Origin of the sequence: Paenibacillus sp. J5C2022 (genome assembly GCF_025567625.1) — a bacterium.
Lineage (GTDB): Bacteria > Bacillota > Bacilli > Paenibacillales > Paenibacillaceae > Pristimantibacillus.
Window position 1 is genome coordinate 62,282 of record NZ_JAOQJC010000039.1, and the last position, 12,992, is coordinate 75,273.

Annotated in this window: 13 protein-coding genes; 2 read left to right on the forward strand and 11 right to left on the reverse strand. The window is 49.8% G+C overall.

Annotated features, from left to right (window positions below; all coding sequences use genetic code 11):
• Positions 1–280: 280 nt before the first annotated feature.
• Complete coding sequence (locus tag M6D81_RS24770; protein WP_262679853.1) at positions 281–388, reverse strand: putative holin-like toxin; 108 nt, start codon at positions 386–388, stop codon at positions 281–283.
• 196 nt (positions 389–584) lie between these two features.
• On the opposite strand from M6D81_RS24770, the gene M6D81_RS24775 reads away from it, so the two are divergent.
• The gene (locus tag M6D81_RS24775; RefSeq protein WP_262679854.1) at positions 585–875 is read left to right on the forward strand and encodes a hypothetical protein; all 291 of its coding nucleotides are present in this window, start codon (positions 585–587) and stop codon (positions 873–875) included.
• Here M6D81_RS24775 and M6D81_RS24780 read toward each other — a convergent pair.
• The 3 genes from M6D81_RS24780 to M6D81_RS24790 form a co-directional block, all read right to left on the reverse strand.
• The gene (locus tag M6D81_RS24780) at positions 870–1,970 is read right to left on the reverse strand and encodes a phosphotransferase (RefSeq protein ID WP_262679855.1); all 1,101 of its coding nucleotides are present in this window, start codon (positions 1,968–1,970) and stop codon (positions 870–872) included. The two genes, M6D81_RS24775 and M6D81_RS24780, sit on opposite strands and share 6 nt — an antisense overlap.
• Before the next feature lie 140 nt (positions 1,971–2,110).
• Positions 2,111–2,218, reverse strand: a complete 108-nt coding sequence (locus tag M6D81_RS24785) for a putative holin-like toxin (RefSeq protein ID WP_262679856.1) — start codon at positions 2,216–2,218, stop codon at positions 2,111–2,113.
• A gap of 448 nt (positions 2,219–2,666) precedes the next feature.
• On the reverse strand, positions 2,667–3,521 hold the full coding sequence (locus M6D81_RS24790; RefSeq protein ID WP_262679857.1) for a sulfurtransferase: 855 nt from the start codon (positions 3,519–3,521) through the stop codon (positions 2,667–2,669).
• A gap of 713 nt (positions 3,522–4,234) precedes the next feature.
• On the opposite strand from M6D81_RS24790, the gene erm reads away from it, so the two are divergent.
• Positions 4,235–5,071, forward strand: a complete 837-nt coding sequence (gene erm, locus M6D81_RS24795) for a 23S ribosomal RNA methyltransferase Erm (protein WP_262679858.1) — start codon at positions 4,235–4,237, stop codon at positions 5,069–5,071.
• An 85-nt stretch (positions 5,072–5,156) separates the two neighbouring features.
• Here erm and pcp read toward each other — a convergent pair whose 3' ends face one another.
• The 7 genes from pcp to M6D81_RS24830 all read right to left on the reverse strand — a co-directional run bounded on the left by pcp (position 5,157) and on the right by M6D81_RS24830 (position 12,648).
• Positions 5,157–5,804 (reverse strand): pyroglutamyl-peptidase I, encoded by a 648-nt coding sequence (pcp, locus tag M6D81_RS24800; protein WP_262679859.1) that lies wholly within the window; start codon positions 5,802–5,804, stop codon positions 5,157–5,159.
• Between the two features lie 67 nt (positions 5,805–5,871).
• Positions 5,872–6,843, reverse strand: a complete 972-nt coding sequence (locus M6D81_RS24805) for a glycerophosphodiester phosphodiesterase family protein (RefSeq protein ID WP_262679860.1) — start codon at positions 6,841–6,843, stop codon at positions 5,872–5,874.
• A gap of 196 nt (positions 6,844–7,039) precedes the next feature.
• Positions 7,040–8,068, reverse strand: coding sequence for a LacI family DNA-binding transcriptional regulator (locus tag M6D81_RS24810; RefSeq protein ID WP_262679861.1), 1,029 nt, complete (start codon positions 8,066–8,068; stop codon positions 7,040–7,042).
• On the reverse strand, positions 8,055–9,362 hold the full coding sequence (locus M6D81_RS24815; protein WP_262679862.1) for a CehA/McbA family metallohydrolase: 1,308 nt from the start codon (positions 9,360–9,362) through the stop codon (positions 8,055–8,057). Before M6D81_RS24815 ends, M6D81_RS24810 begins: the two co-directional genes overlap by 14 nt.
• 18 nt (positions 9,363–9,380) lie before the next feature.
• Complete coding sequence (locus M6D81_RS24820; protein WP_262679863.1) at positions 9,381–10,241, reverse strand: carbohydrate ABC transporter permease; 861 nt, start codon at positions 10,239–10,241, stop codon at positions 9,381–9,383.
• A 9-nt stretch (positions 10,242–10,250) separates the two neighbouring features.
• Positions 10,251–11,114, reverse strand: coding sequence for an ABC transporter permease subunit (locus M6D81_RS24825; RefSeq protein ID WP_262679869.1), 864 nt, complete (start codon positions 11,112–11,114; stop codon positions 10,251–10,253).
• A gap of 103 nt (positions 11,115–11,217) precedes the next feature.
• Entirely contained in the window at positions 11,218–12,648 is a 1,431-nt protein-coding gene (locus tag M6D81_RS24830) for an extracellular solute-binding protein (RefSeq protein WP_262679864.1), read from the reverse strand.
• Positions 12,649–12,992: the final 344 nt, after the last annotated feature.

The window sequence follows — 12,992 nt, forward strand, 5'->3', positions numbered from 1 at the left end:
AAATCACTCCTGATTAATCGTCGGCGATTTCCGATTCGAACAGTACGCATCTGTATCTACTTCATGGTCAAAAGAAATGGTCGTGTCATCCATATTCAGCATTATTATCACACTCCATCTTGCTTAATCTCTGTTTGCATGAATAAACGAACGCCGTTATAATAAAACTAAAGAAGGAGCCGTGCGCTAACACGACTCCAGCAGCACAATAGACCGCTTCAAAGGCGGTCGGCTTCGGTGAAACGATCAGAAATAGACCGCTACCTTGCAGGGGGGCGGTCTATTTCTTTTGGTTAATCGCTGCGACGATGGCGACAGCCAGCGTCAGCAGCGCTACAATTAGCGCCCCAAAACCGATCATCAACGTCAAAGCGTCTTTAACCTCCATGGGCATCCCTCCCTTCGACGAGAGGTAGCCGACCACCCTTGCAAGCCGTTCCACGTGCTTGTCTGATTATAGCATAATTTGTAAGAAACTGAGTGAAGAATCCATCTATTTTTGAGCTAACAAATAAGAATGGGGGATTGACCGGCCTTCTTTATGTATATACAGTGTCGAATATGCTTAACTGCTGGTCTGTAAGATGGATGAGCAAAGCTGCGAAGAAGCTCTGTTAGCGCTTGTTCCGGGCATTATGAAAGTAATTTCAAATAACGAATGTTGGCTCTATGTTGACTTCATGGAACAAAAAAACATCGCCAATGCACGCAAACACCATGGCGATGTATTTGTGATGTATATAATACTATGCCTTGCTTGGCTTTTCATTATCACCGGTGGCAACTGGATTCTCACTATACGAAATCCAATCGCTCCAGCTGTCGATTCTGACCTGAAAAACTCTTTAAATACCAAACGATTGCGGATTTCATAGCAAGTAGGATTCGAACATTCGCTGCAGGGGGGAGCTTTGTTCAGTTAACCAATCATTTCTTGTTTTAAATTGATTGAGGATATAGTTGAAATTTTGTTCAACATTTACTCCAGAGTAATGCTGGCCAATATAAATATGAAGAACTGCAATATGATAAATCTGAGTCAAGAGTTGAAGGTAAGTAATCTCTTCCGATGAGGCTTTGCGGTATTTAGCATACCCCCTTATATATGCCTCAGCCATTTCCAGAGATCCGTTGGACATCTGTAAAACATGATTAAGGCAAATAGCAAACTCCATGAAACTCACATCAAGCGAAATGAAATCGAAATCCAAAACACCTTTAATTTTATTTTCATGAGCCAATAAGTTGAACACCAATAAATCATGATGAACAAATTGTTTAGGCAGCTTTTCTAACAGATCAATTGAATTCTTAACGGATAATATCATTTCACTATAGAATGCGACGTCGCCCCCCGGTATGTGAAAAGGAGGCTCCTCGAAAAAAGACTTTACTGAAGGAATGTCTGCAAGTGGATGAATACTGTATATGTTCGAAAACGGGATTCCGTAGTAGGTAAAAGACCCGTCTGCGTCTGCAAACTTCCCAAGTGCAGATGTGATTTCGCCGACAATCCGACCGAATTCTTCAGCATGGTGCACCTCAGCCAAATCAGGAGCATGACCTTTAAGAAAAGATACCATAGCACCTAATGTTCCATCTGGAAATCGTACGTAATCGTCTCCGCTGATTGTCCGGATAAATACAGGCACTTGAAATGAAAGGTTTTGATGACTCAAATAAGATGTAATTTTTGATTCAAGTTCGATACTAGGCATACTTTTGGTAAATTGATTATAGATTCGAATGACATATTTTCGTTCATTGATGTTAATTATTTTCGTCAAGTTTGTTAGACCAAATGGGACTGATTCAGCAGAATAATTAGGAGCGTCCTCGAAATAATAATGAATTAACCCCTCTACTTTATCTTGCATAATATCTTCCTTTCCTAAAGCAGCGGCAACATGTGATTGATTTCTATTATGTACACTTGCCGAATATGTGCTTAAACCATTATCGTATTGCATGTATATATCCACGCCGTTATAATAAAACTAAAGAAGGAGCCGTGCTACCAACACGACTCCGACAGCACAGTAGACCGCTTCAAAGGCGGTCGGCTTCAGTTAACTAGTCGAGAGTAGACCGTAACCTTGCAGGGGGCGGTCTATTTTTGTTGATTAAATATTGCGATGATGGCAACAACCAGCGTCAGCAGCGCTACTATAAGCGCACCAAAACCGATCATCAACGTCAAAGCGTCTTTAACCTCCATGGGCATCCCTCCCTTCAACGAGAGGTAGCCGACCACCCTTGCAAGCCATTCCACGTGCTTGTCTAATTATAGCATAATTTGTAAGAGGCGGAGTGGTGAAATTTCTGTTTTTCTCTTTCTAATCTGTTGATTTGATGTTGATTACTCGTGGAGGTTTAACAGTCGTTGCTTAAAGCTTTTTACACAATAGGCAAGTTAGAGCTCTACCGAGAAAGATGGAGCTGATCGGCCATCTTTGTGCATGTACAGCTTCGAGGATGCTCATTTCTGGTGGTCTGTTCGATGTATCTAGCAAAGCTGAGCGGAAGCTCGATCCGTGCCTGGTCTGGAGGGCTCATAAAAATGTTTTCAGAGAGCAAGAGTTGACTCCGTGTTGACTTCAGAGACCCTGAAGACAAAGCATAGAAGTACATCGTCCATATGGGGATGTACTCCGATTCGCATACTACTATTCGTCTTTTTTCTTCTCCTCATTGCCAACAGCAACCGGATTCTCCTCATAACTAATCCAGTCGCTCCAGCTGCCCGCATACAGACGGACCTTCGTATAACCCGCTTCCCGCAAGGAGATGATGTTCGGAGTCGCCGTCACGCCGGAGCCGCAATAGACGATCAGCTCGTCGTCGCGATCCAGATCGGCGAAGCGCTCGGCTTGTGCGGCTGCATCCTTCCAAGAGCCGCTATCGCTCAGACCGTCCTTCCAGAAGCGGTTAATCGCTCCGGGAATATGTCCCGCTACCGGGTCCAACGGTTCTACCTCGCCGCGATAACGCGGACCTTCACGCGAATCAATAATCGTTACGCGCTCCTGACCAAGCAGTTCCTTCACCTCATCCATCTCCGCCAGCATCGTATGCTGGACCTCCGCTAGGAACTTCGAGGGAATAAGCACGCGCTGCTCGGAAGATACCGGGAATCCAGCGTCAACCCATGCCGTATATCCCTCGTCAAGCACAGATACCCGCTCATGTCCCAAATATTTCAACAGCCACCATAGGCGCGAAGCCATCGCTCCTCCTTGATCATCATAAGCGACGACGAGCGATTCGTTGCTAATGCCCACCCGGCTAAGCGCTACCGTCAAGTCGAAGATATCCGGCAGCGGATGACGTCCGCCATGCTCTTCAATGGGACCGGACAGGTCCTTCTCCAGATCCAGGTACACCGCTCCGGGAATATGGGATGTCTCATATAGCTCACGGCCGGCATCCGGCTGCCCCATCAGAAATCTGCAGTCTACGATAACAACGTCCGGCTCGTACATACGGGCCAGCAGCCACTTTAAAGAAACAATATGATTCATTGTCATTTTCCGCCTTTCATACTACCTGTTATGCCTATTATTATACGGATTTTCACTGGGATAAAAAAGAGCGTCCCCAATCCGCATTCTGGAATCATGAAGAAGCCTGCGCACAAACTACGCAAGCCCCTTCGTAGATGATATGAAGTGCCGCCATTTTATCAAGCATACAGCTCCCCTCCATCCTATTTTTGATTTTATCAGCTACAGATGCGTATCACCGGTAATAAACGGATATATTTGTTTTTCGCGTCGTTATTGGGACCGCCATATGCTACAATAAGCACAATTCAAGGAACGGAGGGTTGTCCTGACGATGGGTGCAGTTAATTACGGAAGATTGCGTTTTGTCACTTTGTCCCGCTAATTTCATAGTGAACAAAGACTCTGCCTGCGTGCGGAGCAAAACGGAATCGGTCTGCCCATTTCAGGTCATCTGCTGCTTATACGATGGATAAAGGGACAGCACGTCTGTCTCTTTTTGGCGTGCGAAAAAGCATACTCCCCTCACTAAGGTGAAAGGGGAAGCTTGACGCCTGTTCATTGTTGTATCTGCAACTCCTATCTGCAGTTTTCATTTCGGCAACCGTTTAATTCAATATGGTATTGGCGTACTCCCATTTCCATTCCCATTTCCGTTGATCCGGCGCAGGCACAGGTCTGCGTTTTTTCGTTTGTCCACGGAAATCAACGAATTCGGGAGGAACTTATCTATGCGCAAGAAAAACAAGAACAATAGAGCGGCACGCCAACCTAAATTGGAACCGAACCGCGTCGGGCAGCATCTGCTGCATCACCCGCGGACGATCGGACAGCTCATTGGAACGATACATGTGAAGAAGAGCGATACTGTGCTGGAGATCGGGGCGGGCAAAGGAAGCCTCACGTTTCCAATAGCCGACAGAGCCGGGAAGGTGATCGCGGTAGAAATCGATGCGGAGTTCGTCAAGAGGCTCCGCATTAAGGCGGAAGACACACCCCATATTCATATTATCCACAGCGATATAAGGAGATTGCGATTGCCGTCGGAGCCGTTCTGTATCATCGCCAATATTCCCTTCTCCATCACCACTGCGATTCTCGAGAAGCTGCTAGGGGTTGAGGGGAAGAGCTTTCAACGGGGGGCGTTGATTATGGAGAAAGGAGCGGCTATAGGGTTTACTCAAAGAGCGGTGCTTAATCCGCGGTTGTTAATGTGGAGAATGCAATTCCGATTCCAAATGAAAACGGTCATTCCCCGTACGCATTTCGCCCCGCCGCCGCGCGTCGATGCCGCTATCGTCTGCATTGCACGAAGAGAACACCCCCTGGTGCCCTTCAAGGAAGGAAGGCGATTCTCCGCCTTCGCGGCGTATATGCTGCGTGAACCGAAGCTGGCGGCAGCCCATGCGCTGACAGGCATATTCACGCCGGCACAACTGAGAGCTGTACTGCAGCATGCAGGGGTCGATCGCGAACGGACTGTCGCTTCACTATCGCTGGAGCAGTGGGCGGCACTCTTCCTTGCCATGCTGCGGCATGTCTCCCCATATCGGTGGCCGAGGGGATGAGGGCTTATGCCGGCAGCACTCGCTTAGCAGACCCGTCGGGACGTCCTGCACCAGCTGGTGATCCGCACACTATCTTCAGACGCCCTTAGCTAATGTCCCCACCCGCCTCTACAATATCCGAAGAGGTGGCTATGGTGGTCTCGATTGTCACAACCAGCCCGTTCACAATCGTGTCCAATGCCATGCTGGGCTGGCCCGGATGCTGTGCCGCTTGCTCCGGGAGATAAGGGATATGAATGAATCCACCTTTCACGCCGGTCTTCGCAACGCCAATCTCGTGCATCAAGCCGTAGAAGACATGATTGCAGACGAACGTTCCGGCTGAATGGGAGATGGATGCTGGTATTCCCTTTTCCTTCAGCCCGCTTACGATCGCTTTAATCGGCAGCGTCGTCCAATAGCCGGTTGGCCCGTCTTCCACGACAGGCGTGTCGATCGGCTGCTTTCCTTCATTGTCGGGAATACGGGCATCGTTCACATTAACGGCAATTCGCTCAACAGAGAAGGTGGCACGCCCTCCGGCCTGGCCTAAGCATAGGACCACATCGGGCTCAGTTTCCTCCATGTATTGCTTTAATAACGCAATAGACTTATCGAACACCGTGGGAAGCTGTCTGGCTTCTATTCGATAATCGGCATGCTTGTGCTCCGCAAGCGTGCGAACGGCTTCCCATGCGGGATTGACGGTTTCTCCTCCGAATGGGTCGAAGCCGGTCACTAGTATCGTTTTCATAGGCATCCTCCGATTGTTTCGCTTCAAGATTGCGTTTGGTAACTCCTCTTTCGAATGATTCGGCTGGCTATGAGAAACTGCCTGATTCATTCAACTCATATTCTTCGATCACTTCCTTCAATACATCCGGTCTGTCCGTGATGATGCCGTCTGCGCCAATATCCAACAATCTCTTCATGGTTTCTTTATCGTTTATCGTCCAATAATGAACCTGCAAGCCATTCCTATGCGCGAATTCAATGACTTTTTTACTATCCATGCTGACTCCTTTCATACGAACCGGAAGCTGCACCACACTCGCATCCGTCGTGAAGAATCCTGGCAGCCACAATTTCGTCAGCAAGGCGAAGCGGAGCGCTTCGAAAAGTCCCGAGCTTCGCGCTATTGTATGTTCCGACAGCTTATCAAGACGTTTCATCATCGCATCGTCGAAGGAGGTCACAACTGCATGATTTTCCAAGCCATACGCCTGCAGCATCTCATATAACATCTTCTCTACACCCAGATAATCGTCCTTTATTTCAAGACTGTACAGAAATTGATCCCCGTATCGCTCGAGCACTTCTTTCAATGTCGGAATATATAATCCCTTTCCTCGATAACTGAACTCACCGTTTTCATCCTGATACGAATAGGCGGCGTCCAGCTTCTGCAATTCCTCCAGCGTATAGGAATCCGTTGGGCCTGTACCGTCTGTTGTACGATCCACATCCTCGTCATGTAGAACAACCAGCTCGCCATCCTTTGTCATATGGATATCCATCTCCAACATATCCACATCTAGCGAAGCTGCTGTATCGAAGGCTGCAATTGTATTCGGGGGAGCAAGACGGCCGCCTTGATGGGCAATATTAAGCGGAGCTGTTGATGCCGACAAGAAGTGGATAGACCGGGGCGATTCACTATAGTACAGAATTGTGCTGGTGGAATAGGCTAGTATGATGGCTCCAAGACAAGCGGCAGCGAGCTTCCCTGGAAATCTCTTTCCGTTTCTTTTCTTACTCTTCTGTATGAACTCCGGACCGTATCTGCCATTCATCGATTTTGATCACCGTCGCTTTCTTTCACTTATTATTCAGCGGCCTGGGTTAGGCGTGTTTCTCGATTCGGGAAGGGGGACTACAACGAAAAAAAAGCCGTGCGTAAACACGACTCCCAGTATGTGTTTCATTCATTATAGCATAATTTGTAAGAAAGGAGGTTCTGAAAGCCCCTTTTGGGGTGCGATGGCCCCATTATTTCATTCGACGGCATGAGTTTTTCTCAATGATTTTCGCCTGTATGATGCCCTCCGGCTCCGGTTCGCCATGCACAATATTCATCTTCTTGAACAGCGTATCGACCGCCGCTTCGCCTAATCGCGAGGCGCGCAAGTCGACTGTCGTCAACAACGGCTCCGTCTTCTGCGCCAGCGATGGATCGCCACTAATCACGATGAGAGAGAGATCTTCGGGAACAGACAGCTTTAATACCGTCAATGCCCGCAGGACGCCCATCGCCAAGCTTTCGTCGTCGGCAATAATGGCCGTCACCTTCGTTCTCTTCTCTCCCAACAGCTCCATCGTTTTCAAATAGCCGAATTCAGACGGTTCGAGCTTCAGCTGAGGCCGGAAATGGTGAGAATAGCTCTGCTCGTCAATCCCCTGCTCCTGCATCGCAAGCTCGAAGCCCTTCTTCCGGTCGACCGCAACGGTCATCTTCTCGGGAACATTAAGAAATACGATATGCTCGTGTCCAAGCTCCAGCAGATAACGGCACGTATCGTAGCCAATCTGCACATTGTCGCTGTCCACATAGCTGACATGGTCTATATTGGAATTCGCGGGTCTGCCTATCACGACATAAGGAATGTTGAATTGATGCAACAATTCAATTCGTTCGTCTTCTTCGGCGGGATCGATCAAGATGACGCCGTCCATAGGCAGGCTGGACAGATTGGGCAGATCCAGCTCGCCTTGCGACAGAGTATCCAGCAATACGCGATATTTCTTCTTTGCCGCACGGGCAACTATACCGTTAATGAGATGCGTTTGGAAGCTGTTGAAATAAATATGGTTGATGAATGGAATATTCAATCCGATCGTCATTGTCTGCTTTGTCGCCAAGCTGCGGGCGATATGATTCGGCACATAATTCAGCTTTTTGGACGCTTCCAGCACTCTCTTGGCCACCTCTGCGCTTATCGGACGCTTGCGGCTGAATACATTGGACACTGTCCCTTTGGACACATTGGCCAGCTTTGCCACATCATCAATTTTGCTCATCGTCGTTCCCTTTCTTCAAGTAGATCGGATTGCCGAGCGCCGCCATCAATGTCCGGTCCGCTTCCGGAAAGTAACGCCACACTTCAACGCGGTAGAAGAGCCTGTCGGCAACAGGCCAGGTCAGCTCCAAGCTCCCGTCTTCTTCCGCGACAGCTTCCTTCTCCACCCCGTTCTCCGTAATGACCTTCGCGACATCTCCTTGCCGCACATGCTGCACGGAACATTCCGCCTGCAGGACCATTCCTTCGTGCAACTGAATGGCATCTCCCGTCATCGCCGTTCCGATGCGAAAGTCGATCTCGGGCCCTTCCGGACCGTAACTCATAAAGACGCGGCCTGTATCAAGCCCCTCCAATATCCCGTTCACTGTACGGGAAGCTGCAAATACATGCGTCGCCGGCATCGCATGCTTCACCCACGGATCAGGCCGGTGCACATCGCTGCCGCCAACGGCTACAATCCGCTTGCCCGCGGCAAGCTGGCCTTGCCACCAGTCAACCGCCCGTTGATTGCGGCTGGACCAAGGGCCGTTCCACACTTCCACCCAATCGTAATCCACCTCGAAATCCCATTCCCAAGGACAATAGTCGCAATGCGGATGGTTCAGCGTAATTTTCGCCCCGGCTTCTCTCGCTTCTCGCAATAGCCAGTGCACATCGTCCATCTCTGTCGCCCTGTAGTCCAGCACAGGATCGGCTGCCCCGAGGAAATTGGCATGACCGTAATTCGTTGTCAATTCCACGCCTGGAATCAAGACAATATCCGTATCGGCTGGGTGAGCAAAGTTCTGGCTAACCGTGTTATGGTCTGTCGTTGCGATGAAATCGCAGCCGCTGTCCTCCATGATGCCGACCGCTTCCCGAAGGGTATAGGCGCCATCACTGTGAACGGTATGGGTATGCAGATCTCCCTTCAGCCAACGGGGGTGCTCCAGCATAACTGTCACCGTCAGCTTCACCTCGCAGCCTTCCTGGGGAACGCGGTAAGCTCCGAGCAGAACAGCCCATTGTCCGGCATACAGCTCTCCCGGAAGGTAGCCGGGTGTCGCCTTCTCCCACCCGATTGAGAATTCCGTTCGGGCTCCGCCGCTCCAGCCCCTCATTCTCCCCGGTCCTTTTATTCCCAGATCAATGGTGGCACCCGTGCCCTTCAAGCTCTCCCCGTCCATTTGAACGTGGATTTTCTCTGTATGCTCGGGCAGCTCGAAGGGGATTTCAATGTAACCCTTTTCCTCGTTTTTATCGATATGACGGCTGAACATATGCTCTATCACGTACTCTTTCTCCAGTGACACGATCGACACCCTCTTTCGCTATTCTTTATTCGCCCCGACCATAATGCCCTTGACGAAATACTTCTGCACATAAGGATAGATGAGCAATAGCGGAACAAGCGCGATCACGACACCCGCCATCCTCACATTGGTCGTCATCATGAAATTGCTGGAGGTGGCGTCCGTATCGATAATAAGCGCCTTGAGAGCCAACTGCAGCGTATATTTGCTCTGGTCGTTAATGAACAACAGCGGGGCCGTGAACTGATTCCAGCGGCTGACGAATTCGAACAGCGTAATGGTCGCCAGTCCCGCCTTGGCAAGGGGCATATACATTGTCAGGAAGATTCGGAAATCTCCCGCACCGTCCATGCGCGCCGATTCGCACATTTCGTAAGGCACCATCGTGAAGAAGTTCCGCATGAGCAGAATGCTGAAGCCCGACACAATACCGGAAATAATGAGCGCATACAGCGAATTAATCAAGCCCAGATCCTTATTGACAACATAGAGAGGGATCATAATCGCTTCATGCGGGATCATCATCGTGAGCAGAATCGAAGAAAGGATCAATTTCTTGCCGGGCAAGTACGGCTGGATAAGCACATATCCGGCCATCGCACTGAGCATGACATGCATGAAAGTTCCACTCACCGTCACGATGCTGCTGTTCATGAAGGGAAGCCACAGATCCAATCGGTTCCATACCGTTTGAAAGCCTTCTACGCTGAATTCCTTCGGCCATAGCACAATGGAAGGGGACATAGAGGCCAGATTGGAAGAGAAGGATAGCGCCACTACGTTAAGAAAAGGAATAATCATCGTCGCTACAATGCCTAGCAGAATAATCATATTGAGCGTGTCGAACAGTTTGCCGGAGAAGCTTTTCTTCATCATCATGTCCCCCCTTTAATTGTCGTATCGGACTACCAGCCGCGTGATCATGGTCAGTATGAACGTTAAGGCAATGACAACAAAGCTGGCCGCCGTAGCTACGCCCATGTTGAATTCCATAATGCCCTTCTCGTACGTATACACCATAATGACATCGACATATTTGGCGATAGCCGGATTTTTCATAATAAAAATCTGATCGAACATGCGCAGTACGCTCATCATATTGAGCAGAAGAACAACCTTCATCGTGGAGTAAAGACCGGGCAATGTGACATAGCGGACTAGCTGCCAACGATTGGCTCCGTCCATGCGCGCCGCCTCGTACAGCGACGGATTAATGGCTACGATAGCGGCCAGGAACAGAATGCACGTATACCCCATCTCCTTCCATGTCGCCGACGCGATCATAACTCCCCTCGCATACGTCTCCGATGAGAGGAACGGTATCGGACTTTCTTTGCCGAGAGCCAGCAGCACCTCATTGACGAGACCGCCGTCCGGGGAGAGCATGAATATCCAGATGCCGCCAATGACAACCCACGAGAATAGATGCGGCAAGTAGATGACCATTTGAATCCACTTCTTCAACGCCTTCTGAGCGATCTCATTCAACAGCAGCGCAATCACAATCGGGGCGATAAATCCGGCAATGAGAATGCCGCCGCCAATAACAATCGTATTGAGGAATACATCGTAGAACACTGGGTCCTTCAATACTTTCATATAGTTGTCCAAGCCTACGAACGGCGTATCCCCGATTAACCGGAATTGCTGCAAGCTCATAATAAAGCCCCGAATAAGGGGGTAATATGTGAAGATGAGAAAATAGAGCATAATCGGTATCATCATCAAATAGAGAGAAGAGTAACGTTTCATCCCGTTCAAGTTGCTGCACCGCCTTCTGTATGTCATGGAGAAAAGAAGAGTATGGCGGATCGCCATACTCTCCGAACATCCGTAACGCTATATAGTACGCTATTTAGTCGATCAGATCCGCACGCTTCAGCTCGTCTTGCATTTTGGCTACAGCTTCAGCGGCAGGCATCTCGCCCGTCATCGCCCGGATCGCATAATTGTTAATAATCTTCTCGGCATCCGTCCAATTCGGCAGCGTCAGCTCCAGCGAAGCATGCTCCATCACGATCTGCTGCGCTTCTTCGACGCCCGGAAGCTTGCCGAACGGCGGCTTGACATTGTCGTTGTACCAGAACGGTACGCCGTGATCCATGCCATGCTCCTTGCCCAGCTCGGTCAGCTCATATTGGCCATCCTTCTTCACATAATCCTCGCCTTCAATGCCGAGGCTGCCGAGGATAATGCCCGGCTCCGTATGCCACCACTCGATAAACTCCATAGCCGTCTCCGGATGCTCCGCATTGACCGGAATGACCCATACGTCAGGATCGCCGCGGCGCAGCATAATCTCGCCGCCCGGTCCCGCCGGTCCCGGTATGCCCTTCGCCTGGAATGCCGTGTCCGGGTCCTCTTGCAGCCTTGCATTATTGAACAAGCCTACCCATGCATCCCAATACGTAACCATGCCGACGCGGTCGGTCAGGAACAGGTTCCGCATCTTTCCGGTATCGTTCGTAGCGAAGTTAGGGTCCATAATGCCTTCCTTGTACAGCTTGGCGAACCATTCGTATACCGGAATTGCCGCTTCGGTCGCATAAGGGATGACACGCTTGCCGTCTTCCATTACATATCTCTGCTTAACGCCCGCCGCGCTCATAAAGCCTTGAATCTCATACAATCCCGCTGTCGACAGGCCGTACGTATCCTCTTTCCCGTTGCCGTCGGGGTCCTGCTCCTTGAACGCCTTCAGCACTTGATAGAACTCATCCAGCGTCTCCGGCGTGTCCAAGCCGAGCTTGTCCAGCCAGTCCTGTCTGACGATTGGCATGGTGCCGCCTTGGAACTTGCTGAATACGCCATAGATCTGGCCGTCTTCCGTCTTCACTTGCGCCCACTCGCCGGAAGGAATGACGCTGGAGTCGGACAAGACGTCGGAGCCTTCCACGAAGTCTGTTATCGGCGTCAAGATGCCTTGATCGATAAAGGTATTCATCGTTTCCTTGCTAATCTGCAGCAAATCGTACTTCTCGCCGGAAGAGATGGCTGTTGTCAGCTTTGTATTGTAATCAGATGCCGGCTTCGTAATGTCGGCTTTAATGCCGGTCAGACGCTCAATCTCCTGTTCGAACAGGTCGGTCTCCTCCGGCGTCTTGCCGCCTACGACACCCGCCATAATGCGCAGCTCTTTCACTGAAGCTTCTTTCTGCTGTGAAGTACCGTTGCCGTTGGACGCTTGATTCGAATCACCGCCGTTGCCGTTGCTGCCGCATGCCGTGAGTGCAAGACTCGCAATGACCATACTTGCCGCGACTGTTTGTAAAGCTTTCTTTTTCACAGTTGAATCCTCCAATATGCTGTAAATGTAGGGAGCCGCAGCGCAATTGTTAAACCGGTTTAACAATTGGGCAACGACGTCTATGAACATGTCCTTATCGTAATCGCCGTATGTTAATTCGGCATCAACGCCATGTTAAGGTTTTGTTGATTCCACTGGAAAGAAAAGGGCAGTCTGCGACGATAACGCAATGAACAAACTCCGCTGCCTCCAAACTCCGCTGCGGGCGGCCTTGACTGCTCCGATTTGTACGATTTTTCGTTACTACTTAGCTACTAAGCAAGTAGGAGCTATCGCTCAAAATGGTCACATAGAAGCGGAAAAGTAGTGGGAATTGTGCGCTA

Excerpts from the sequence above, each read along its gene's own strand:
- M6D81_RS24770 (WP_262679853.1), bottom strand. The coding sequence starts at position 388 with ATGGAGGTTAAAGACGCTTTGACGTTGATGATCGGTTTTGGGGCGCTA.
- M6D81_RS24780 (WP_262679855.1), bottom strand. The coding sequence starts at position 1,970 with ATGCAATACGATAATGGTTTAAGCACATATTCGGCAAGTGTACATAAT.
- M6D81_RS24825 (WP_262679869.1), bottom strand. The coding sequence starts at position 11,114 with ATGAAACGTTACTCTTCTCTCTATTTGATGATGATACCGATTATGCTC.
- pcp (WP_262679859.1), bottom strand. The coding sequence starts at position 5,804 with ATGAAAACGATACTAGTGACCGGCTTCGACCCATTCGGAGGAGAAACC.
- M6D81_RS24775 (WP_262679854.1), top strand. The coding sequence starts at position 585 with ATGGATGAGCAAAGCTGCGAAGAAGCTCTGTTAGCGCTTGTTCCGGGC.
- M6D81_RS24785 (WP_262679856.1), bottom strand. The coding sequence starts at position 2,218 with ATGGAGGTTAAAGACGCTTTGACGTTGATGATCGGTTTTGGTGCGCTT.
- M6D81_RS24810 (WP_262679861.1), bottom strand. The coding sequence starts at position 8,068 with ATGAGCAAAATTGATGATGTGGCAAAGCTGGCCAATGTGTCCAAAGGG.
- M6D81_RS24790 (WP_262679857.1), bottom strand. The coding sequence starts at position 3,521 with ATGAATCATATTGTTTCTTTAAAGTGGCTGCTGGCCCGTATGTACGAG.
- erm (WP_262679858.1), top strand. The coding sequence starts at position 4,235 with ATGCGCAAGAAAAACAAGAACAATAGAGCGGCACGCCAACCTAAATTG.
- M6D81_RS24820 (WP_262679863.1), bottom strand. The coding sequence starts at position 10,241 with ATGATGATGAAGAAAAGCTTCTCCGGCAAACTGTTCGACACGCTCAAT.
- M6D81_RS24805 (WP_262679860.1), bottom strand. The coding sequence starts at position 6,843 with ATGAATGGCAGATACGGTCCGGAGTTCATACAGAAGAGTAAGAAAAGA.